4 protein-coding genes are annotated in these 24,387 nt (G+C 70.6%); 2 read left to right on the forward strand and 2 right to left on the reverse strand.

The features are described 5' to 3' along the window. The first annotated feature begins 295 nt into the window (after positions 1 to 295). The gene (locus MM440_RS01465; protein ID WP_241441423.1) at positions 296 to 1,375 is read left to right on the forward strand and encodes a diacylglycerol/lipid kinase family protein; all 1,080 of its coding nucleotides are present in this window, start codon (positions 296 to 298) and stop codon (positions 1,373 to 1,375) included. 36 nt (positions 1,376 to 1,411) lie between these two features. Beyond that, positions 1,412 to 2,605 (forward strand): flavin reductase family protein, encoded by a 1,194-nt coding sequence (locus MM440_RS01470; RefSeq protein ID WP_241441424.1) that lies wholly within the window; start codon positions 1,412 to 1,414, stop codon positions 2,603 to 2,605. Here MM440_RS01470 and MM440_RS01475 read toward each other — a convergent pair. Beyond that, complete coding sequence (locus tag MM440_RS01475; protein ID WP_241441425.1) at positions 2,583 to 3,041, reverse strand: hypothetical protein; 459 nt, start codon at positions 3,039 to 3,041, stop codon at positions 2,583 to 2,585. The two genes, MM440_RS01470 and MM440_RS01475, sit on opposite strands and share 23 nt — an antisense overlap. Positions 3,042 to 3,130: 89 nt before the next feature. Then, on the reverse strand, positions 3,131 to 24,259 hold the full coding sequence (locus tag MM440_RS01480; RefSeq protein ID WP_241441426.1) for a DUF7507 domain-containing protein: 21,129 nt from the start codon (positions 24,257 to 24,259) through the stop codon (positions 3,131 to 3,133). Positions 24,260 to 24,387 lie beyond the last annotated feature (128 nt).

The raw sequence follows: 24,387 nt of genomic DNA on the forward strand, positions 1-24,387 counted from the left end.
GTGTGATCCTTCGGCAGGGCGGCTCTCGAGCGGGGCTCGAGGGGCGCTCGGGTGGTGCAGCGCTGGAGGCGGCCGGTGGATCTACGGCTCGAGGTCGCGACCTGGTGCCGCAGGGTGCGCGGCGGGTCGATCCCAGCAAGGAGCAGGTGCCGCCACCCTAGGAGGGCCGTCCGCGGTCGGCAAGGACGCTCGCGGGGGTGGGACACGGATCACACGGTTACCCGGGGCCGCGACCGGACGCCCACGCTCCGCGGTAGACCCCGCGCGGCCAGAGGGGGCACGGCAAGATGGGCGCATGGACGAGCCCGCGAGACCGACGACCGACGAGCGGGTGGCCATCGTCCTCAACCCGTCCAAGCCCGGCGCCGCCGAGGCCCGAGGCCTGGTCGAGGCGGCCGTGCGGGCCCGGGGGTTCGAGCCGGTGGTGCACCTCACGACCGTGGCGGAGCCGGGGGCGACGCAGGCGCGCGAGGCGCTGCAGGGCGACTGCACGGCGATCGTGGTCGTGGGCGGCGACGGCACCGTGCGCGAAGTGGTGCACGCCCTCGTGGACTCGCCCCGCCGGGTGCCGCTCGGCATCGTGCCGCTCGGCACGGCCAACCTCTTCGCGCGCAACCTGTCCCTGGCCATCCCCCACCGGGCCATGTCCCGGGGCGGGCGACGCCGGCAGGTGGAGCACGCGATCCAGGTCGCGCTCGACGGCGCGACGACGGCCGTCGACGTCGGGGTCGCCCGGTTCGGGGAGCCCACCGAGCGGCACCTGTTCCTCGTCGTCGCCGGCATCGGGTGGGACGCCGAGACGGTGCTGGCCACCCGCCCGGAGCTGAAGCAGCGGATCGGCTGGGGGGCCTACTTCGCGTCGGGGCTGCGCCGGCTGGGCCGTCGGGGCGTGCCGATGACCCTGCAGATCGGTGGCCGACCGCCGGTCTCGGTGCGGGCGTGGAGCGTCCTCGCCGGCAACTGCGGCCGGATTCCCTTGGGCGCCACGGTGTTTCCCGACGCGCGCTACGACGACGGCGTGCTCGACGTGCTGACCGTGCAACCCATGCTGCCACACCGGTGGGTCGGGGTGGCCGCGACCGGGCTGTCGCACCGAGCCGTGCCCGAGCCGCTGAGCGGACTGCACTACGAGCGCGCGGCGCGGCTCGAGGTCGTCCCCGACCGGCCGATGCCGGTACAGCTGGACGGCGACGCCTTCGCCGCGGTGCCGCGGCTGGACCTCTCGGTGCTCACCCGCGCCCTCACCGTGCGCGTCGGCCGGCCGCGCGTCGGCCGGCCGCGCCCCGGCCGGTCGCGCCCCGGCCGGACCGCACGCGAAGCCGCCCGCGTGTCCACCCGTCGCAACCGTCGACCCGAGGCGACGGACCGGCGCTAGGTTGGAGAGGTCTACCTCCGGAAAGGACCGCAGCGGATGACCGTCGACGCCTCGCGCGCGCACGACCCGGCCTGGTTCCGCCAGGTGCTCGGCCTCTACCCCACCGGCGTGTGCGCCGTCACCGGTCTGGTCGACGGCGAGCCGGTCGGCATGGTCGTCGGCACCTTCACGTCGGTGTCGCTCGACCCCCCACTGGTCGCCTTCCTGCCCGCGACGACGTCCTACAGCTGGGCCCGGATCCGGTCCAGCGGCCACTTCTGCATCAACGTGCTGTCCGCGAACCAGGAGTCCACCTGCCGGGCCCTCGCGTCTCGCTCCGCCGACAAGTTCGCGGGCGTGGCCTGGCACCCGGCGGAGACCGGGTCCCCCATCATCGACGGCGCGGTCGCCTGGATCGACTGCGACCTCGAGACCGTGCACGAGGCGGGCGACCACCACATCGCCATCGGCCGGGTGCGCGACCTGGACGTCCAGGAGCCCGGCGTGCCGCTGCTGTTCTTTCAGGGCGGCTTCGGGCGGTTCTCACCGCACATGATGGTCACCGACCTGCAGACGCGTCCCGAGCAGCGGCTCATCGACCAGGCCCGCACCCGCATCGAGCAGGTCGCCGAGGCCAGCGGCTGCCAGGTGGTCGCCGCCCGCGTCGGGTGGGACGGGCTCACCATGCTCGCCGGGGCCGGCTCCCCCGCCGACCCGCGCGTCCCCACCCGGGCCATCGGCGAGGTGGTGCCGCTCCAGGCCCCGCTCGGCGCCTGGTGGGTGGCGTTCGGGTCGGAGGCCGACCAGGAGCGCTGGCTGGCGCAGGTCGCCGACTTCGAGCGCGCCGACTTCCGGGCCGCTCTGGCCGCCATCCGGGCGGCAGGCTTCGGTCTCGGGCTGCGTCAGCCCGTCCCGCACACCGAGGGGTTGCTGGCCTCCCGCCCGGTGTCGGGCGAGAGCCTCACCTCCGTCGAGCGGCAGGCGTGGCAGCAGCTCGCTGCCGACCCGCGCGAGTACGTCCCGACCGAGGACACGCTGGACCAGCCGACGGCTGCGCTGCCGGACGTCATCAGCGTGTGGGCGCCGACCTTCGACGCCGACGGGCGCTCCAGCGTCGGCGTCATGCTGAGCGGCTTCGCCCACGACGAGCGGCCGCTGCGGTTCTACGCCGACCAGGTGCGCGCGCTGGCGGACGAGGTGACCCGCCTGGCGGGCGGACGGTCTACCGTCACGCCTTCTGACCGCGGGTGACGTTGACCGTGCAGCCGTCGGCGGCCTTGGTGAGCTTGGTGGTCAGCTCGACCTTGACCTCCTGACCGGGCTGCACCTTCTCGAGCAGCTTGACCGCGCGACCCATGACGTCCGAGCCGTGCACCCAGTTGATGACGATGACGTAGTCGCGGGCCTCCTTGGCCGAGGACTTCAGCGTCCCCGTGACCTTCTGGTCGCCCAGCTTGGTGTCGCACTGCCCGTCCATCGTCAAGTCCTTGCGGGCCCCCTCGACGTCCTTGAGCGCGGGCGGGGTCGCGAGGTCCTTCGGGGAGATCCCGGCGTCGTTGATGGTGACCTTCGCCGAGGCGGCGGTGCTGGGTGCGGCGTCTCCGCCGGAGCCCGAGCACCCGCTGAGGGCGACCGCTGCGGTCAGGGCAGCTCCCGCGTAGATCCACGCCGGGCGTCGAACGAGCATGTCAGTCCTGCTTCCTTCCGGAGACTCGAGCCAGCGCTGCGCACTGTGCGTAATCACGCTACTACGTTGCGTAGGGAGTTGGTAGGAGATCAGGCGGTCTGTCCGCGTCTGCGCCGCGCGGCGAGGATCACCAGGGCCAGACCCGCGGCGAGCAGGCCGAGGCCGGCCAGCAGCGTGGTCCACACGTCCGCGCCGGTGTGGGCGAGGATCATGCCGGTGCGTGGGTCGACCCGCACCAGCTTGCCGTCCGGACCGAGGACGTAGATCGGACCGCCGTGGACGCCCGGCGGGACGCCGATCCAGGTGTAGCCCGGGGGCAGCTGCGGCAGGCCGACCAGGCCGGGGTTGCCCGGGCCGGTGACGACGCCACCGGGCAGGCCGGGGCGGGCCACCGAGGTGATCTTGGTGATCGCGGTCGAGGTCTGGTCCTCGGCGCGGACGACGGCGTCGCCGCCGCCCGCCACCTGGCCGACGCCCTTGACGGTCGCAAAGTTGTCGATCGAGCCGGCCGCCTGGTCACCGAGGGTGATCGTGTAGGTCGTCGAGCAGCTGCGGCTCTGGCTCGGCTGCAGCGGGCCCTGGCCGCAGGTCAGCGCCTTGGTGCCGGAGAGACCGAGGTAGGGGTCCTCGACCACGATCGGGTCCAGGGCCACCGCGCCGGTGTTGGTCACCCGGAAGGTGAACGTGATCCGGTCGCCGGCGTCCTTCTGGCCGTTCCTGTTGGCGTCGACCACCGGGCCCGCGATCTTGTCGATCGCGACCCGCGGCGTGCCGTTGAGCGCCGTGGACGTGGAGTCGGTGTCGGCGGGGGCGTCCAGCCCGGAGCCGTCGGGCGGCGTCGCGGTCGCCTCGGCGACGTTCTCGACGGTGCCGTTGGCGAAGTCGGACTCGGCGAGCACCTTGGTCGCCACCGGGCAGGTGCGCGACTGGCCGGGGGCCAGGGCGCGGGTCGGGTCGCTCGCGTCGGGGCAGGCCAGCGGTGCGTCGGCCGGGTAGCCCGCGACGGCGTCGGTGACGCTCACATCGGTCAGCGGGACGTTGCCGGTGTTGGTGACCACGAAGGTGTAGCGGATCGTGTCGCCCGGGTCCTGCTTGCCGTTGCGGATGACGTCCAGCACGTCGCTCGCGCTCTTGTCGACGGTCAGCGTCGCGGTCGGCCTGGTCGCCAGGTCGGCGGTGTCGCTGACCGGCGTCAGCGCGACGGTGGTGACGCCCTCGGGCAGGGCGCCCATCGTGGTGGCCGTGTTGGTCACGGTGCCCGCGAGGATGTCGGCCTGGGTGAGGACGTAGGGCATGGTGAGGCCGGTGGTGCCGTCCGGACGCAACATGCCGCAGACGCGCTTCTCGTGCGGGGCGAGCGCCTTGGTCTCCGCGCCGTTGAGGCACGCGATGGGCTCGCTCGACAGCATCGGGTCACTGATGGCCGGGTTGTCGACCCGCAGGTTGCCGTCGTTGGTCATGGTGAAGCCGTAGGTCGCGATGTCGCCGGGGTCGACCTGGCCGTTGCCGTTGACGTCCGTGACCGTGACCGTCTTGTCGAGCACCAGCCGCGAGTAGGCCTCGGCCTTGGTCTCCGCGTGGGCGTTCGGCGAGGTGGCCGGGCCGAAGGCCGAGCCCACCACGGCGGTGGCATCGTTCGGGATGACCTGGGTGCCGTCCAGCTCCGCGGTGAGGATGTCCTGCGCCGTGATGGTGTAGGTGCGCGGCGAGCAGATCTGGCTGCGGGCCGGCATCAGGATCGGGGTCTCGGTGCCGAGCAGGCAGGCGTCACCGTTCATGCCCAGCTTCGGGTCGGTGATGGTCAGGCTGGTCAGCGGCACGTTGCCGGTGTTGGTGATGGTGAAGGCGTAGGTGATCGTCTCGCCCGGGTCGACATGGCCGTCGGCGTCCAGGTCGTTCCAGTTCTCCGTCTTCGCCAGCGAGGCGTTGGGCGTGCCGGCGATGACCGCCTGGTCGGTCGAGGACACCTGGTCCGGCGCGGTGACGCCCGGCGGCACGGCCGCGTCGGCGGTCGCCGTGTTGTCGATGTGGCCGAACGAGATGTCGTTCTGGGTGATGGTGTAGGGCGGCGTGGTGCAGTAGCGCGCCTCGCCCGGCAGCAGTGCCGTGGTGCCGCAGATCGCGTTGTTGATGCCGATCCGCGGGTCGCTGAAGTAGACCGTGGTGAGCGACGCGCTACCGGTGTTGGTGACGAGGAAGGTGTACTGCAGGGTGTCCCCGGCGTCGACCGCACCGCTGTTGTTGACGTCGACCGTGCGGGTGGCCGTCGGGTTGGCCGAGGTGGCGCCGTCGTGCGACTTCACCAGGGTGAGGGCGGCCTTGGCGACCAGCGGCGTGGTCACCGAGTCGGCGGCGTCCACCACGGTGCCGTCCGGGGCGGTGCCGGCCACGGTCGCCCGGTTGACGAGCACCTGGGCGTCCACGTCGGCCTGCTCGACCTGGCCGTCACGGGTGCAGGTGGCGGACTGCCCCGGGGCCAGCGTCGTCTTGGCGCAGGTCATCGGGCCGGTGCCGACGTGCGCGTCGGTCAGCTGCACGGTGCTGAGCGTGACGTTGCCGGTGTTGGTCACCGTGAAGGTGTAGGTGATGCGGTCCGGCGCGAGGGCGGGAACGGCGACCGGCGTGCTCTGGGCGGCGTGGCCCGCGTCGCCGGCGATGCCGTTGCCGTTGGTGTCGGTCGGCGTGCTGCCGACCTTGTCCAGCGCGATCGACGGCGCCGAGGTGATGGCGCGGACGAACCGGGACTGCGCGTTGACCCGCGTCCTGGCCCCGTTGAGCCCGATCGCCGCGGCGGTGGCGTCGTTGACGATCTGTCCGGCGTCCGCGTCGGCCTGGGTGGCCAGGTAGGTCGTCACCGGGCAGGTGCGGGTCGCCCCGGGCGCCAGCACGTCGGTGGCCAGGCCGCAGGCCGCGTTGGTCAGCTTGAGCTTGGCGTCGGTGATCGTGACGTTGTTCACCGAGGTCGTGCCGGTGTTGGTGACGGTGAAGGTGTAGGTCATCGAGTCACCCGCACCGACGCGGCCGTCGCGGTTGGTGTCCACCAGGGTCGAGCCGGTCTTGACCATCGCGATGCTGACGGTGCCCTCGACCACGTTGGACGTGCTGTCGGTAGAGGTCACCTTCTTGTTGGCGGGGTCGGTGCCGGTGGCCGTGGCCGTGTTGTTGTAGGTGCCCGAGTCGATGTCGGCCTGGGTCAGGGTGATGGTGCGGGCCGGGCAGGTCACCGTCGCTCCCGGCGCCAGCGGCTCGATCCCGCACGAGGCGGCGACCATGCCGGTCTTGGGGTCGGAGATGGTGACCGGGTAGAGGCTGTAGGTGCCGGTGTTGGTGACCTTGAAGGTGAAGGTGATGGTGTCACCGGCGTCCGGGCCGTTGCCGTCGGCGTCGACCACGCCGCCGCTGCTCTTGTCGAGCACCAGGCTGCTGGTCGGTGCCAGCTTGGTCTCGGTCGAGCTGGTGGCGTTGACGGCGGCACCGCCCGGGGTCACCGCGGTGGCGCGGGCCGTGTTGAGCACGGCCGGGCCCACGGTGCTGTCGCCGCGGGTGACCTGCTGGTCCACGTCGGCCTGGGTGAGCGTGTAGGTGTGCGAGGCGCAGGTCCGGCTCGCGCCCGGGTCCAGCGTGGCGTTGGAGTCGTTGGCGTCGTCGCAGGCGACCGCCGACAGGCCGAGCCGGGCGTCGGTGAGGGTCACGCTGCTGAGCGACAGGTTGCCGGTGTTCTTGACGACGAAGCCGTAGTCGATGGTGTCGCCCGCGTTGCCCACGATGCCGTCACCACCGGTGTCGCGCACCGGGCCGGCCGTCTTGGTGAGCGTCATGGCCCGCACGGGGGTGATGGTCGAGACGGTCGAGGCGGTCGAGGTCAGCACGGTGCCCGCCGGGGAGGAGCCCGCGACCGTGGCGGTGTTGCGCACCGCGTTGGCGTTGAGGTCCGCGAGGGTCAGCCGGTAGGTCCGGGTGCAGGTCGCGGTCGCGCCGGGCGCGAGCGTGGCGGTCTGGCAGGTGACGTGGTCGATGCCGACCTTGGCGTCGGTGAGGGCGACGCCGGACATCGTCACCGACCCGGGGTTGGTGATGGTGAAGGTGTAGGTGATCGTGTCGCCAACGTCCTGCAGCCCGTTGCCGTTGGTGTCGGCGATGGTCGAGGCCTTCTTGTCCAGGGTGAGGGCCGGGCCCTCCTCCAGCAGCGTGCTGGTGCCGTCGGTGCCGGTGACCTTGGCGCCCGTCGGGTCGGTGCCGGTGATGGTCGCGAGGTTGTCCAGCGCACCGGCGTCCATCTCGGCCTGCGTGATGACGTGGGTCACCGGCGTGCACGACCGGGTCTGGCCCGGCTCGAGCGCGCTCGTGCCGCAGGCCACGGTGAGGCCGAGCGTCGGGTCGGTGAGGGTGACCGTGGTGAGGCTGGTGTTGCCGGTGTTGGTGACCACGAAGCTGTAGGTCACGCGGTCGCCGGCGTCCTTGCGGTTGCTGGCGTTGGTGTCCGAGACGACCGAGGCGACCTTGTCCAGCGCGATCGACGGGGTCCGCGGCACGTCGGTGGTCGTCGAGTCGTAGACGATCGGCGTGCGGGCGCCGTTGAGGTTCGCGATGCCCTGCGCCGAGGCGGTGTTGTTGACGGCGCCGGCGTTCGCGTCGGCCTGGGTCAGCGTGTAGAGCTTGTCGGGGCACGAGGCGGTCGCGCCCGGTGCGAGCGGCATCGGCGAGCAGGGCACGCCCGCGAGGCCGAGCTTGGCGTCGTTCATGCTGACCGAGGTCAGCGTCACGGTGCCGGTGTTGCGCACGGTGAAGCTGTAGAGCACCTGGTCACCGGCGTCCGGACCGTTGCCGTCGACGTCCTGCAGGGTGCCGGCGACCTTGTCCAGGACGATCGTGGCGCGGGCGTTGAGGGTGACGGTGGAGCTGTCGGTCACGGTCTGGCCCGAGCCGTAGGTGCCCGTCGCGGTGGCCGTGTTGACGATGGTGCCGGCGTCCACGTCGGCCTGGGTGCGGACGTAGCTCTTGGACGTGCAGTCCCGCGCCTCGCCGGGCGCCAGGGCGCCCCCGCACGCGACGTTGGTGAGGCCGAGCCGTGCGTCGGTGTAGGTCAGGGGGTTCAGCGTGACGTTGCCCGTGTTGACCACGTGGAAGGTGTAGGTCACCACGTCACCGGCGCCGACGATGCCGTCCCCGTTGTCGGCGACCGAGCCGATGGCCTTGGTCAGGTCCACGCCCGGCTTCTGCACGATCGGGGTGGAGGTGCCGTCGCCGGCGGTCATGGCCGTGCCGAGGGCGCTCGTGCCGGCGACCGTGGCGGAGTTGTTGACCACGCCCGCGTCGATGTCGGTCTGCTTGAGCGTGTAGGTGACCGGCTGGCAGGCGACGGTGGCGCCGGGCGCCAGCGGGGCGGCCGAGCAGGCGACGTTGACCAGTGAGAGCTTGGTGTCGGTGAGCGTGAGGTTGTTGATCGTCACGTTGCCGGTGTTGGTCACCGAGAAGGTGTACCGGATGGTGTCCCCGACGCTCGGGCCGCCCGAGCTGTCGGTGTCGAAGACCGCACCCGCGACCTTGTCGAAGGACATGAGGGGCCGCTCGGTGAGCTTGTTCTCGACCGTGTCCGAGCCGGTGACCTTGATGTCGCGCGGCGTCAGGCCGCTGGCCACGGCGGTGTTGATGACCGCCGCGCCCTTGCTGCCGTCACCCCGGGTCACCACGGTGTCCAGGTCGGACTGGGTGAGGGTGTAGGTGAGCGGGTCGCACTCGCGGGTCTGGCCCGGGTCCAGCACGTCGGTGCCGCACAGGGCGTCGATGATGCCGAGCCGCGCGTCGCTGTAGCGCACGTCGTGCAGGGTCAGGTTGCCGGTGTTGGTCACCACGAAGCGATAGGTGATGGTGTCGCCCGCGTTGCCGACGACGCCGTCCCCGCTGGTGTCCTGGATGGCGCCCGAGGTCTTGTCCATGGCGATGGTGCGCACCGCGCTGATCGGCGTGTAGGTCTGCGACGGCGAGGTGACCGTGGTGCCCGCGGGCGAGGTGCCGCTCGCGGTCGCCGTGTTGGTGACGCCATTGGCGTTGAGGTCGGCCAGCGTCAGGGCATAGGTCCGCGTGCCGCAGCTGCGGACCCCACCGGGGTCGAGCGGCGTGGTGCCGCAGGCCACCGGCGTCGAGGAGAACAGCGGGTCGACGTAGGTCACCGGCGACAGGCTCACCGTGCCGCTGTTGCGCACCGAGAAGGTGTAGTCGATGGTGTCGCCGACGTCCTGCACGCCGTTGCCGTTGACGTCCTTGATCGACCCGGCGGTCTTGGTGAGGACCAGCGCCGGGGCCTCGGGGACCGGCGTCGACGTCGAGTCGGGGCTCGACACGTCGCCGCCGTGCGGGTCGGTCGCGTGGATCGTGGCGGCGTTGTTGACGGTGCCGGCGTTCAGATCGGCCTGCGTCAACCGGTAGGCCGAGGACGTGCAGGACCGGCTGGCGCCCGGGGCGAGGGTCCCGGTGCCGCAGCTGGTCGCGTCGAGGCCGAGCTTGGCGTCGCTCAGCGTGAGCAGGTTCAGCGTCTCGGTCCCCGTGTTGGTGACCTGGAAGGTGTAGGTGATCGTGTCGCCGACGTCGACGCGCTGGTTGGTGTTGCTGTCGGCGATCTGGCTGGCCGCCTTGTCCAGGGCGATCGAGGCGCTGCCCGGGGTCGAGACGGTGACACCGGAGGTCTGGGTGATCGTCGAGCCGTCGGGGGTCCTCGCCGTGGTGGACGCGGTGTTGACGACCGACCCCTTGTCGACGTCGGCCTGGGTCAGCTGATAGGTCGGCGTCGCGCACACCCGGCTGTCACCGGGCGCCAGCGGGGTGGTGCCGCACGGCTGGTTGACGAACCGCAGCAAGGGGTCGCTGAGGGTGATCGGGTCCAGGGTCACCGAGCCGGTGTTGCGCACGGTGAAGGTGTAGACCACGGAGTCACCGGCGTCGGGTCCGTTGCCGTCGGTGTCGTTGACGGTCGACGCGGTCTTGACGAAGCTCATCGTCTTGACGACGTTCGGCGTGATGGTCACCGAGGACGGCGAGGTCACGGCGATCCCGTTGGGCGGCGTGGCCGAGGCGACCGCGTTGTTGACGACCTTGCCGGCGTCCACGTCGGCCTGGGTGATCGTGTAGGACGCGTCCGGGCAGGCGCGGGTGCCACCCGGCGCCAGCGGCCCGCTGCCGCAGGCGACGGTGGTGAGGCCGAGCTTGGCGTCGGAGACGACGACGTTCGTCATCGTGACCGAGCCCGTGTTGACCACCTGGAAGGAGTAGGTGACGGTGTCACCGGCGTCGACCAGGCCGTTGCCGTTGACGTCGTTGGGGGTGCCGGCCGTCTTGGTCAGCGTCACCTGCGGCACCTGGGCCAGGGTCGTCGACGTGGTGTCGGTCGCCGGCGTGGTGGTGTCGCCCTGGGTGTCGGTGCCGACCGCGGTGGCGAGGTTGTCGACGGTGCCGGCGTCCACGTCGGCCTGGGTCAGGGCGTAGGTCCGGGTCGAGCACAGCCGGGTCTCGCCGGGGGCGAGGGCGGTGCCGCCGCAGGCCACGTTGCTGAGCCCGAGGCGCGGGTCGCTGACCGTCACCGAGGCGAGCGTGACGGTGCCGGAGTTGGTGGCGCTCAGGGTGTAGGTGATGGTGTCACCCACGTCGCGCCGCCCGTTGTTGTTGACGTCGACGACGGTGCCCGCGACCTTGTCCAGGGCCACGCTGCGGGCCTCGGGCACGGTCAGCAGCTGGGTCGAGGTGTTGGCCGGCTTGGTCCCGTCGGGAGCGGTGCCGGTCACCGACGCCGTGTTGCTGACCTGGTTGGCGTCCAGGTCGGCCTGGGTCAGCGTGTAGGTCTTGGCCGGGCAGGTCGCGGTGGCGCCGGGCGCCAGGGATGCGACGCAGGCCGCGCCGGTGATCCCGAGGATCGGGTCGTCGTAGGTCACCGGGGCGAGGGTCACGTTGCCGGAGTTGCGCACCGTGAAGGTGTAGACCACCCGGTCACCGGCGTCGGTCCGCCCGGTGCCGTTGGAGTCGGCGATCGAGCCGGCCCGCTTGGTGAGCGTGATGCCGGGCGCCGCGACCAGGGTGGTGGACGTGGTGTCCGAGCCGGTCGTCGTCGCACCGCTGGGGGCGGTGGCGCGGGCCGTCGCGGCGTTGTCCAGGGAGCCCTTGTCGAGCATGGCCTGGGTGAGCGTCACGGTGCGCGAGGCGCACGAGCGCGACTCGCCGGGGGCGAGCGGTCCGGAGCCGCAGGCGAGGTTGCTGATGCCGGCGACCGGGTCGTCGTAGGTGACCGACCCGAGGGTCACGTTGCCGGTGTTGGTGACGACGAAGGTGTAGAGCACGGTGTCGCCTGCGTCGACGACGCCGCTGCTGTTGGCGTCGACCACCGTGCCGGCGCGCTTGTCCAGCTCGAGCAGCGGCTTCTCGGCGAGGGTGACGGTCGCGGAGGCGGGCGCGTTGACGTCCGCGCCGCTCGGCGGGGTGCCGGACGCGGTGGCGGTGTTGAGCACCTGGCGGGCGTCGATGTCGGCCTGCTTGAGCACATAGGTCTTGCTGATGCACCCGGTGCGGGTGTCGCCGGGGTTCAGGGCCACGGTGGCCGAGCCGCAGGCCTGCCCCACGAGCCCCACCTTGGCGTCGGAGACGTTGACATTGGTCAGCGAGACGTTGCCCGTGTTGGTGACCGAGAAGGTGTAGGTCACCGTGTCGCCGGCGTCGATCATGCCGTTGCCGTTGACGTCGTTGGGGGTGCCGGCTGCCTTGGTCATCGACAGCTTCGGGGCCGAGGTGATGGCGGTGGAGGTGGTGTCAGTGGAGGTGACCGGGTTGCCGAGCGGCGGCTGCCCGGAGACGGTCGCGACGTTGTCGATGACGCCGCTGTTCACGTCGGCCTGGGTCAGGGCATAGACCGTGGTGGAGCAGGTCTTCACCTCACCGGGCAGCAGGGTTCCGCAGTCGGCCGACAGGCCGATGCGGGCGTCGGTCACGCCGACCGGGTTCAAGGTGACGTTGCCGGTGTTCTTCACCACGAAGGTGTAGGTCACCGTGTCGCCCGCGTCCGGGCCGTTGCCGTCGGTGTCGACGAGCGCACCGGCCTGCTTGTCGACGGTGACCGTGGCGGTCTGGGTGAGCGGCTTGGAGACCAGGCCGGACGGGGCCGTGACGGTGGACCCGGGTTGGGGCCCGGAAGCGGTCGCGCTCGCGGTGTTGTCGACCCGGCCCGCGTCGATGTCGGCCTGGGTGAGGGTGTAGACGTGCGTCTGGCAGGTCACCGACTGCTGCGGCGCGAGGGTGCCCGAGCCGCACGCCTCGGCCGTCACGCCCAGCTTGGCGTCGGTGATGGTGACCGCGCTCAGCGACTCGGTGCCGATGTTGGTGACCACGATGGTGTAGCTCACGGTGTCACCGGCGTCGGTGCCGTTGCCGTCGAGGTCGGTGACGGCGCCGGCGGTCTTGACCACCGACATCGCTGTCTGGCCGGACGTGGTGGTCGAGGTGTTGTCGGTCTGGCTGAGGACCTGCCCGGTGGGGTCGGTGGCGACGACCGTGGCCAGGTTGTTGACCGAGCCGGCGTCGATGTCGGCCTGGGTGAGCGTGTAGGTCTTGGCCGGGCAGGCCCTGACCTCCTTGGGCAGCAGGGCGGTGCCACCGCATGCCTGGGCGTTGATCCCGAGCTTGGTGTCGGTGAAGGTGACGGGGTTGAGCGAGGTGTTGCCGGTGTTGGTCACCGAGAAGGTGTAGGTGATGGTGTCACCCGCGTCGGGACCGTTGCCGTCCACGTCGATGACCGAGCCGGCGACCTTGTCGAAGGTGAAGCTGCTCGAGCGCGTGATCGGCTCGATGAAGGTCGACGGCGCGACGATCTTGGTGCCGTCCGGCTTGGTGCCGGTCAGCGTCGCGTCGTTGCGGTAGGAGCCGGCGTCGATGTCCGCCTGAGTCAGGTCGTGGTAGCGCAGCCGGCCCGTCGTGCTGTAGTCCGACGGGTAGCAGGTGCGCTCCTCACCCGGAGCCAGGATCCCGTTGCCGCACAACGCGTTGTTGATGTTGATCGCCGGGTCGTTCTTGCGCACGTCCGTCAACGTGACGTTGCCGGTGTTCTTGCCGACCAGCGTGTAGTCGATCCGGTCGCCGACGTTCATCACGCCGTCGTTGTTGACGTCCACCCACACACCGGTCTTCTTCAGCGTCAGACCGACGTTCTGGCGCATCGGCGTCGACGTCGAGTCGGTCACCGAGCGGGTGGCACCACCGATGATGGTCGCGCTCGCCGTGGCCGTGTTGTTGACCGCGCCGGCGTCGATGTCGGCCTGGGTGATCGTGTAGCGGTTCGTCGTCGTGACCTGGCAGGTCCGCGTCTCGCCGGGGAGGAAGTCGCCGGTGCCGCAGACCACCGGCGTCGGACCCAGCTTGGAGTCGCTGATGCGCAGGTTGGTCATCGTGGTGTTGCCGGTGTTGGTCACCGTGAAGCTGTAGGTGATCGTGTCACCGGGGTCGTCCGCGTCGTTGGAGTTCGTGTCCCCGAGGGCGACGACCGTCTTGTCGAAGAACAGGGTCGAGGTGCGGTCGATGGGGGTGGTCACCGAGGCGGTGTCCGTGGCCAGGGAGCCGTCGGGCGCGGTGCCCGCGGCGGAGGCGTTGTTGGTGTGCGTGCCGGCGTCCACGTCGGCCTGGGTCAGCACATAGGCCTTGGTGGCACACACCACCCGCTCGCCGGGGGCCAGCGTGGTCTTCGCGCAGGCGAGGTCGCCCGCAAAGACCGTGGGGTCGGCGATGCTGACGTTGGTGAGGGTCGTCGTGCCGGTGTTGGTGACCGCGAACGTGTAGGGCACCCAGTCACCGGCGTCGGTGACCCCGTTGCCGTTGCCGTCCTGGATGGCCGAGGCCGTCTTGACCAGGTCGAGCGAGTTGGCGCGGACGAGCACCTTGGACGTCGTGTCGGTGGAGGCGAACGTCGTGCCGTCGGGGCGGGTCAAGGTGGCCGTCGCCGAGTTGTCGATGGTGCCCGAGTCGATGTCGGCCTGCGTCAGCGTGTAGACCTTGGCCGGGCAGCGCCGGACCTCACCCGGGGCGAGCGGTGTGGTGCCGCAGGCCGCCCCCGAGAGGGCCAGCTTGGTGTCGGTGATGGTCACCGGGTCGAGCGAGACGCTGCCGGTGTTGGTCACCGTGAACGAGTAGGCGATCTGGTCGCCCACGTCGACGCCGTTGCCGTCGATGTCCGACACCGGGCCGTCGACCTTGTTGAGGGTGGCCGAGGTCGAGACCGGCAGGTTCGTCGTGACGTTGGCGATCGAGGTGACCGCCGCACCGTTGATCGGCGTACCGGTGGCGGTGGCCGAGTTGACGACCTTGCCGGCGTCCCAGTCGGCCTGGGTCGTCGTGTAGCTGACGGCGGTGCAGTCCACGAACGTGCCCGGGTCGAGCTGGCCCGCGCCACAGGTGACGTTCGACAGGCCGAGCTTGTTGTCGGTCAGGGTGACGGTCTTGATCGACACCGTGCCGGTGTTCGTCACCCGGAACGAGTAGACCATGGGGTCACCGGCGTTCAGCCCGTTGGCGTTGGTGTCCTGGACCGGCGCGGCCGTCTTGGTCAGCGCGATGGACGTGCGCGCGGCGATGGGCGTCGAGGCCGTGTCCGTGCCCACGATCGTGGCGCCGGACGGGTTGGTGCCCGTGCTGGTCGCCGAGTTGTCCTTGGTGCCCGCGTTGGCGTCCGTCTGGGTGATCACGTAGGTGCGCGCCGGGCAGCTGGCCGACTCGCCGGGCTGCAGGGTGGCGGCACAGGGCGCACCGGTGACGTTCAGGCTGGGGTCGGTCACCGTGACGTTGGTCAGGGTCGAGGTGCCGGTGTTGGTGACCGTGAAGGTGTAGGTGATCGAGTCCCCGGCGGCGGGCACGCCGTCGTTGTTCGCGTCGGTGGGCACCCCGGCGACCTTGTCCAGCGCCAGGGCGGACGTGGTGGCGAGCGGCACGGTGGCTCGGGCGGTGGCGCTGATGAGCGCGTTCGTGGGGTCGAGCGCGGTGGCGGAGGCGGTGTTGACGACCGTGCCGACGTTCATGTCCGCCTGGGTGACGACGTAGGGCGCGGTCGCCTGGCAGGTCGCGACACCACCCGGCGCGAGGGTCGTGGCACAGGCCAGGTTGGTGATCCCGAGCTTGGGGTCGCTCACCAGGACGTCGTGCACGGTGGTGGTGCCGGCGTTGGTCACGGTGAACGTGTAGGCGATGGTGTCACCCGCGTCCTGGCGACCGTTGCCGTTGGCGTCGTTGACCGTGCCCGCGGCCTTGGCGAGGGTGATCCGCGACTGGCCACTGGTGTCGGTCGACGTCGTGTCGGGCGGGCTGGTCACCGTGGCACCCGACGGGTCCTTGCCGGACGCCGTGGCGCTGTTGTCGAGGGTGCCCGCGTCGACCTCGGCCTGGGTGAGGGTGTGCGAGACGGCGGAGCAGATCCGCGACTCCCCCGGCGCCAGCGGGTTCGCGCCGCACGCGGTGCCCGCCAGCCCGGCGGTGGCATCGGTGAGGGTCGGCGCGCTGATGGTGACGTTGCCGCTGTTGGTGATCGTGAACCGGTAGGTCACCGTGTCGCCGACATCCGTGCCGTTGCCGTCGATGTCCATGATCGTGCCGGCGGTCTTGTCGAGCGTGAGCGCCGGGGCCTGCGCGACCGTCACGGTCGCCGACGAGGCCGGGCTGGTGACGGTGGCACCGCTCGGGTCCTTCGCCGAGGAGGTCGCGCTGTTCACGACGCTGCCGGCGTTCACGTCCGCCACGGTCACGGTGTAGACCGACCGCGTGCCGATGTCGCAGGTGCGCGTCGCCCCGGGGGCGAGCGGTCCGGTCCCACAGGCGACGTTGGTGAGACCGAGCTTGGCGTCGTTGAGGACGACGCTCGAGAGGGTCTTCGTGCCGGTGTTGGTGACCTTGAAGGTGTACTCGACGGTGTCGCCGAGGTCGTTGCGGCCGGTCGAGTTGGCGTCGACGACGCTGGCCGCGGTCTTGGCCAGGGCCAGGCTGGTCGGCGCGACGACGGTGACCGTGGCGGTGTCGTTGCGGGTGAGCGCCGTGCCGGTGGGCGGCTGCGCCGTCGCCGAGGCGGTGTTGTCGATGGTGCCGGCGTCGACGTCGGCCTGGGTGGCCTGGTAGGTCACCGGGTTGCAGCTGCGCGTCTCCCCCGGGGCGAGCGCACCGCCGCACGCCTGGGCGTTCAGCCCGAGGCGGCCGTCGCTGATGGTGACCGGGGTGAGGGTGACGTTGCCGGTGTTGGTGACCGTGAACGCGTAGGTCGCGGTCTGGCCGACGGCGGTGACGGTCGCCGGGGACACGCTCTTGTCGAACGTCAGGTCGGGCTTGGCCGCGATGGGGGTGGTCGTCGTGGCGCCGTTGGTCTGGGTGTCCCCGGACGGGGTCTTCGCCGACACGGTCGCGCTGTTGGCCACCCGGCCGTCGTTGGCGTCCGCCTGGGTCACGACATAGGCCTTGGTGATGCCGCACGAGCGCGTGTCACCGGGGGCGAGGTCGCCCGTGCCACAGGGGTCGTTGACCCCGATCTTGGGGTCGGTCACCGTGACGCCACTCAGCGTGAGCGTGCCGGTGTTCTTGACCAAGAACGTGTAGGTGATCGTGTCGCCGGCGCCGATCCTGCCGTCGTTGTTGGTGTCGGTGAGCGACGAGGCGGTCTTGGTGAGCTCCAGCCCGCCGTTGGCGTTGAGCTGGATCGACGTGACGTCGGTCGCCGGCGGGGTCTTGGTCCCGCGGACCGAGGTGGCCGAGACGGACGCGGTGTTCGTCATCGTGCCGGCGTCGAAGTTCGCCTGGGTCAGCGTCCACACGAAGCTCGTGCAGTTGACGTAGGCCCCGGGCGCGATCGTGGTGGTCGGGTCGCCCGTGCAGGAGTAGGAGTAGCCAGAGGTGGGGTCGGTGATCTGCGGGTCGACGACGGTCGTGTTGCCGACGTTGGTCACCCGGAAGCTGTAGGTCAGCTGGTCGCCGGGGTCCTGGCGACCGGACCCGTTGGTGTCCCGGATCGGCGAGTTGGTCTTGTCGAACAGCAGCGCCGGCTTGTCCTCGATCGGCGAGGTCACGTCGTCCGTGGCGGTGTAGACCGTGCCGGACTGGTTCTTCGCCGAGACGGTGGCGACGTTGACGGCCTTCCCCGCGTCGACGTCGACGGTGGTGAGCGCGTAGAGCACGGCGGTGCACTCGCGCGTCTGGCCGGGCAGGAGCTCACCGGTGCCGCAGGTCACGTTGGCGAGACCGGCCTTGGGGTCGGTCAGTCGCACGTCGTTCAGCGTGACGGTGCCGGTGTTCTTGACGAGGAAGCGGTACTGGATCGTGTCGCCGGCGTCCTGCACGCCGCTGGTGTTCGCGTCGTTGATGTCCGAGCCGGTCTGCGGGTTGACGACCGACTGCTTGTCCAGGGTGATCGTCGTCGCCGGGGTGAGCGTCACCGACGCCGAGTCGGTGGCGGGGACGACCGTGTTGTCGGGCGTCGTCGCGCTCGCGGTCGCCGTGTTGTTGACCGAGCCGGCGTTCATGTCCGCCTGGGTCAGGGTGTAGACGGGCGACGTGCAGGTGCGCGACTCACCCGGCGCCAGCGGCCCGGTGCCGCACGGCGCGGCGGCCATGCCGAGCATGTTGTCCGTGATGGTGACCGGGTAGAGCGACACGGTGCCGGTGTTCACGACGGTGAAGGTGTAGGTGACGGTGTCGCCGGCATCCTGCTTGCCCGAGGCGTTGGCGTCGACGACCGGGTTGGCCGACTTGTTGAAGGTGTAGGACGGCCGCGTGATGAGCGGGGTCGTCACCGAGTCGGACGCGATCAGCGCCGCGCCGGTGGGCGGCGTGCCCGAGACGGACGCATTGTTGACGACCTGGGCGGCGTTCAGGTCGGCCTGGGTGACGGTGTAGACGTGCCCACCGGTGAAGCAGTAGGTCGAGGCGCCCGGCGCCAGCGTGCCGGTGCCACAGGTCACCTGGTTCAGGCCCAGCTTCGCGTCGGTGAGCTGCAGGTTCGTGAGCGTCACCGTGCCGGTGTTGGTCACGTAGAACCGGTAGGTGATGGTGTCGCCCGCATCGGTCCGGCCGTTGCCGTTGGCGTCGACCACCGCGTTGGCGGTCTTGTCGAGGGCCAGGCCACGAGTCTGGGTGATCGACGTCGACGTCGTGTCCACCGGGGAGGTGGCCACCGTGCCGGTCGGACCGGCCGCGGTCGCGGTCGCCGAGTTGTCGTAGCTGCCCGCGTCCACGTCGGCCTGGGTGAGCGTGTAGACCTTCTGGTAGCACTCGCGCGAGACGCCCGGGTCGAGCGGGGTCGCCGGGGTGCACGCGACGCCGTTGAGGCCGAGCTGGGCGTCGGTGACCTTCGGGTTGGTCAGCGTCACGGTGCCGGTGTTGATGATCGTGTAGGTGAACGTGATGGTGTCACCGGCATCGCGGCGGCCGTTGGCGTTGGCGTCCGCGATCGGCGACGCGGTCTTGTCGACGCCGACCGACGGCGGGGCGATCGTCGTGCTGAAGTCGGCCGTCTCGGTGTCGGTGCCGGACACCTGGGCGCCGGACGGCGGGGTGCCGATCGCGGTGGCGGTGTTGACCACCTTGCCGGCGTTGCTGTCGGCCTGGGTGAGGGTGTAGGTGCGGCTCACCGTGCAGGTCCGGGTCGCACCGGCCGGGACCGCGCCGACTCCACAGTCGACGGCGTTGAGGCCGAGCTTGGCGTCGGTGATGGTCACGGGGTTGAGCGAGACCGTGCCGGTGTTGGTGACGACGAAGGTGTAGGTGATCGTGTCACCGGCGTCGGGGCCGTTGTTGTCGGGGTCGGAGAGCGCCGAGCGCTGCTTGTCGAGGGTGAGCCCGGTGGCCGCGGCCAGCTGGCGCGAGGTGGAGTCGCTGCCGGTCACGGTGACGCCCTTGGGCGAGCGGCCGGACGCCGTGGCCGTGTTGTTGAGCGCACCGGCGTCCATGTCGGTCGTCGTGATCACGTACGCCTTGGCCGTGCAGGTCCGGGTGGCCTTCGGCGCGAGCGGCGTGGTGTCACTGCTCAGGCAGGCGGCGCCCGCGAGCCCCAGCTTGCCGTCGGTCAGGGTGAGGTTGGACAGCGACACGTTGCCGGTGTTGGTGATCGAGAACGTGTAGGTCACCGTGTCACCGGCGTCGACCCGGCCGCTGTTGTTGGTGTCGACGGGCGCGCTGTCCACCTTGTCGACCGTCAGGCTCGGGATCGGGGTGATCGGCACGTCGGCCATCGCGGTCGCGGCAGCGGCGGTGCCGGCCGGGTCGTTGGCCGTGCCGAGGACGGACGCGTCGTTGTGGACGTTGCCCGCGTCGACGTCGGCCTGGGTCAGGGTGTGGTCGCGCGGCGTGCACTGTCGCGACTGCCCCGGCTCGAGCACGGTGGTGGCGGTGGCGTCGCAGGCGACGCCCGCGAGGCCCAGCGTGGCGTCGGTGAGCTGCACCGACTTCAGCGACACGTTGCCGGTGTTGACGACGGTGAAGTTGTAGGTCGCGGTGTCACCCGCGTCGCGCGTGCCGTTGCCGTTGGTGTCGGTGTAGGACGCGGTCTTGGCCAGCGTGAGCGACACCTTCGGCGGCAGGGTGGTCGAGGTCGAGTCGGTGGAGACGACGTCGACGTTCTGCGGGGAGCGCGCGTGGATGGTCGCCGTGTTGTCCAGCGTCCCGGCGTCCACGTCCGCCTGGGTCAGCGTGTAGGTGTAGTCCGGGCAGTTCGCCGTCGCACCGGGTGCGAGGGGCGAGGACAGGCAGGTCGAGTAGTTCTGGCTCAGCTTGGCGTCGACCAGCTGCACCGGGTTGAGCGTGACGTTGCCCGTGTTCGTGATGACGAAGCGGTAGGTGATCTTGTCGCCGACGTCGACCCGGCCGTTGCCGTTCACGTCGGTGACGGGCGTGGTGCCGGCGTTGCCGGAGGCGACGACCTGCTTGTCCAGCAGCACCTTCGGGCTGGTGGTCACCGGCTTGCTCGCCGTGGCCACGCCTTCGATGAGCGCCCCGGAGGCGTTGTAGGCGTGGGCGCGCGCCGTGTTGTCGACCTTGCCCGCGTCGATGTCGGCCTGGGTGAGCCGGTAGCTCACGGTGGTCCCGCAGTCGCGCGTCGCGCCGGGGGTGAGTGGCCCGGTCCCGCAGGCGATGTCCGAGCCGCTCAGCTTCGTGTCGGTGATCGAGACGTTGGTCAAGGTGACCGCGCCGGTGTTCTTGACGGCGAAGGTGTAGGCGACCGTGTCGCCCGGGTCGGTCACGCCGTTGCCGTTGGTGTCGGTGACGGCACCGGCGGTCTTGGTGAGCTGCAGCGCGGACGTGGCGCCGACCGAGGACGAGGCGCTGCTGGTCGCACCGACCTCGTTGCCGGTCGGGGGCTGGGCGTAGGCGTTGGCCGTGTTGGCGACGGCGCCGGAGTCGATGTCGAACTGGGTGAGCCGATAGGTCGCCTGGGCGCACGACCGGCTGGTGTTGGGCGCGAGCGATCCGGTGCCGCAGGCGACCCGGTTGAGGCCGAGGGTGGAGTCGCTGAGCAGGACGTTGGTCACCGAGACCGAGCCGTCGTTGGTCACCAGGAAGCTGTAGGTGATCGCGTCGCCCGCGTCCGTCTGGCCGTTGTTGTTCGCGTCGACGACCGCGCCCGCGGTCTTCTTCAGCGTGATGTGCGAGGTGCCGCTCACGACGTTGGACGAGGCGTCCGTGGACTGCACGACCGTGCCGGACGGGCTACGGCCCTGGGCGGTGGCGTTGTTGTTGTACGAGCCGGAGTCCAGGTCGGTCTGGGTGATCGAGTGCGACGCGGTCGGGCAGCTGACCGTCGCGCCGGGAGCGAGGCCGCCGGTGCCACAGGTCGCGTTGGAGATGCCGAGGCTGGGGTCGCTCACGGTGACCGGGTTGAGCGTCACCGTGCCGGTGTTCTTGACCAGGAACGAGAAGGCGATGGTGTCGCCCACGTCGATGCGGCCGTTGCCGTTGACGTCGCTGATGGCGCCGGCCTGCTTGTCCAGCAGCACCGACGGGCTCGGCGGGATGGTCACCGTCGCCGTGTTCGTGGCCGAGCTCTTGCCGCCCGCGGTGTCGGTGCCCTGCGCGTTCGCGGTGTTGGCGACCGTGCCCGCGTCCACGTCGACCTGGGTCAGGGTGTAGGGCGCCGGGGCCGTGCAGGTGACCGACTGGCCGACGTTGACCGCCCCACAGTTGAGGTTGCTGATCCCGAGCTTGCTGTCGTTGATCAGGACACCGGTCATGTTGAGGTTTCCGGTGTTGGTGACCTTGAACGTGTAGGTCACCTGGTCGCCGGCGTCCGGCCCGTTGCCGTCCAGGTCGTTGATGACGCTGGCGCTCTTGTTGAGCGAGATGCCCGGGCCGGCGACGATCGAGCTGGTCGTGGAGTCCTGGCCGGTCGCGGTGGCGGTGCCGTTCGGTGACTTGCCGCTGGCGGTCGCGGTGTTGGTCACCCCACCGGCGGTGACGTCCGCCTGGGTCAGGGTGTAGGTGACGGTGCTGCAGGTCCGGGACGCGCCCGGGGCGAGGATGCCCGTGCCGCACGCCACGTTGGTCAGGCCGAGCTTGGCGTCCGACAACGTGACCGTGTCGAGGTTGACCGCGGAGGTGTTGGTGACGACGAAGCTGTAGGCGATGGTGTCGCCCGCGTCCTGCTTGCCGCTGCCGTTGAGGTCCTGGATCGGGCCGGCCTGCTTGTCGAGCGCGATCGTCACCGTCGGCGGCGTGGGCGGCTCGATGCAGGCCATGTTGTTGCTGGTCTTGATGTCACCGGTCACCGACACCGAGTTGTAGAGACCGGTGCCCGGCAGCGCCAGATCGCAGGCGGTCGCGACGTTGTTGTCCTTGAAGTGGAACTTCTCGGTGATGGCGTAGGTGTGCGTCGCACCGGCGGCCAGGTAGGTGCTGGCGGGCGCCAGGGTGTAAGGCCCTGCGCCGACCGCGTTGGAGCCGGCCGGTGCTCCGGGACCCGACCCCGTCCAGGTCGCGGAGTCGACCTGCAGGTTCGAGGAGAAGGCCGGGGTGTCGGTGAGCGGTCCGTACGTACCGTCCACGAGACCGGAGTTGGTGACGGTCACGGTGTAGGTCGCCGTGTAGGAGCCGTCGGCGGCCGGCCCGGTCACGGTGCCGGCACGCTTGACGGCGTCGATCTGCGGGGTCCGCACGGGCGGGTTGACGCAGGCCGCGTTGTTGGTGCTCACGGTGTCCGAGCCACCCTGCAGGCTCACGCTGTTGTAGAGCCCGGTGCCGGGTCCGTTACAGGTCGTCGCCGCGTTCTGGTCGGTGAACCTGAACGTCGAGGTGACCGTCCAGGTCATGGTGGTGCCGGCGTTGATCTTGGTGCCGGCCGGCACCAGGTTGGCCGTGCCGGCGCCGCTGACCGAGCCACCCGTCGCGCCACCGCCGGTGCCCGTCCAGGCCGTGCTCTGGATCGCCAGGTTGCCGGCGAACGTGGGGGTGTCCACGAGGGGGCCGACGACGGCGTAGCCCTGGCCGGTGTTGGCCAGGGTGACGTTGTAGGTGACCGTGTAGTTACCGCTCGCGTCCGGGCCGGTGATCGTGCCACCGGACTTGGACGCGTCCAGCTTGGGCGTGAGGACCGTGACCTGGGTCGTGTCCGTGACCGTCTGGGTGTTGCCGGCGCCGTCCTTGCCGGTCGCCGTCGCGGAGTTCGTGTAGCTGTCGGTCGCGTTCGGTCCCGAGCACGTCCACGTGACCGGGTTGCCCGGTTGCACGGTGAACGCGGTGGTCCGCGCGCACGCGGGGGCCAGCTGGTCGGCGACGGTCACGCCGGTCATGTCGGCGGAGCTGTCGTTGCGGACCGTGATGGTGAACGAGGGTGCGTCACCCTGGTTGACGGTCTGGGCGTCATTGCCGCTCGCGGCCGACTTGGTGATCGTGAAGCTGGCCACCGGCACCGAGATGGCGGCCGCCTTGAACAGATAGCTGTCCTGGGTCGAGTTGAACCCGAGCCGCACGGCCGTCGATCCGGTCGTCACCGCCGGCAGCGCGACCGTGTGGGCGTCGATGCTGGCGTTGTAGGAGCCGGCGACGCTCGTCTGGGTGGTGGGGAGGGCGCCGCTCACCGCTCCGGAGCTCGAGCTGCTGAACTGCCCGTTGGTCATATTGGTCAGGGGGGCCGCCCCGTCGGCGAAGGACACGCCCACGTTGCCGCCGCTCGGGGCGGCGCCGGCCCCGGTGCCGGTGGATGTCGCAGCCACACCCGAGGCGCCCGTGATCCCCTGTGCCGCCCCGTAGGCACCGGTGGTGCTGACGCTCTGGTAGATCGCGCCGTCACCGGTGATGCCGCCGTCACCCTCCATCAGGATGTAGGACGCCTTGGCGCCGGTCGAGACGGCGGTCGCCTGCAGCTGCGCGTAGACCGGCGCGTCGCCCTGGAACTGACGCAGATGCCCGTCGTAGATGGCGACCTGACGGGCGTAGGTGTTGGTGGCGCCGTAGGTCGACTTGCCGAAGTCGTAGACGAGGGTGAGGCCCCAGCCGCCCGCGCAGTTGTTGCCCTGCGGGGCCCAGACGTTGCCCACCGTGATGGTCTGCGGGGTGCCGGTGGCGAGGCTCGAGAAGGCGTTCGTGACGTCGGCCTGGGCGGAGTAGTACTGGCTCTGTCTCGGACCCAGCTGCGACTGGGACTCGGCGGCCAGCGACTCGTAGTTCACGTCGACGTAACCGGCACCACCGACGCTGAGCTTGACCGGCTGGCCGATCGGGCTGGACGGCTGGTTCGCCGCCAAGGACGCCTGGGTGCCGGTGGTGAAGCGCGTGCTGCAGGAGAAGGCGTAGGTCCCGGTGACCCAGTTGACGCCGTTGGCATCGGTCGTGGCGCCGGTGTTGCCCATCCAGTAGAGCATCGCCTTGACGACCTTGGCGCCGTTGGGCACGGTCACCGATGCCGAGGTGGAGTTGTAGGTGCTGGCGACCGAGTCCATGTCCACGGACCGCATGATGAGGTCGTCGTTGTAGACGGCGCCCGGGTTGGCGCTGTTCAAGTTCGTGCAGTTGGTCTGCCCCGAGCACCCGAGCACGCCGTTGCCGGTGGTGATGAAGTCACCGTTGACGACCTGGTTGAACGAGTAGTCCATGCCGTCGACGACCACACCGGACGCGGTGGGCATCGAGACGAAGAACGCGAAGACGACGGCGAGGACCGTGACCACGGACGTCGGGAGCAGCGTCCGGCTGCGCGCGAGACCGCGCAGGCTCGGGCCTCCAGCCGTACGTCCCATCCCGCTCCCTCAGACCGCCGTCCGCGGGGACACTCGCCCCACAGGCCCCCGCCGACAGTTCCCGAGCAACCACACAGTGTGATCACTTTCGCGGCCAATATAACGCTCTGCATACTGGCCGCCACGTT

Origin of the sequence: Arsenicicoccus piscis (genome assembly GCF_022568835.1) — a bacterium.
GTDB classification, from domain to species: domain Bacteria; phylum Actinomycetota; class Actinomycetes; order Actinomycetales; family Dermatophilaceae; genus Arsenicicoccus; species Arsenicicoccus piscis.

Coding starts and splice junctions, on each gene's coding strand:
- MM440_RS01465 (WP_241441423.1), top strand. CDS start 296: ATGGACGAGCCCGCGAGACCGACGACCGACGAGCGGGTGGCCATCGTC.
- MM440_RS01470 (WP_241441424.1), top strand. CDS start 1,412: ATGACCGTCGACGCCTCGCGCGCGCACGACCCGGCCTGGTTCCGCCAG.
- MM440_RS01475 (WP_241441425.1), bottom strand. CDS start 3,041: ATGCTCGTTCGACGCCCGGCGTGGATCTACGCGGGAGCTGCCCTGACC.
- MM440_RS01480 (WP_241441426.1), bottom strand. CDS start 24,259: ATGGGACGTACGGCTGGAGGCCCGAGCCTGCGCGGTCTCGCGCGCAGC.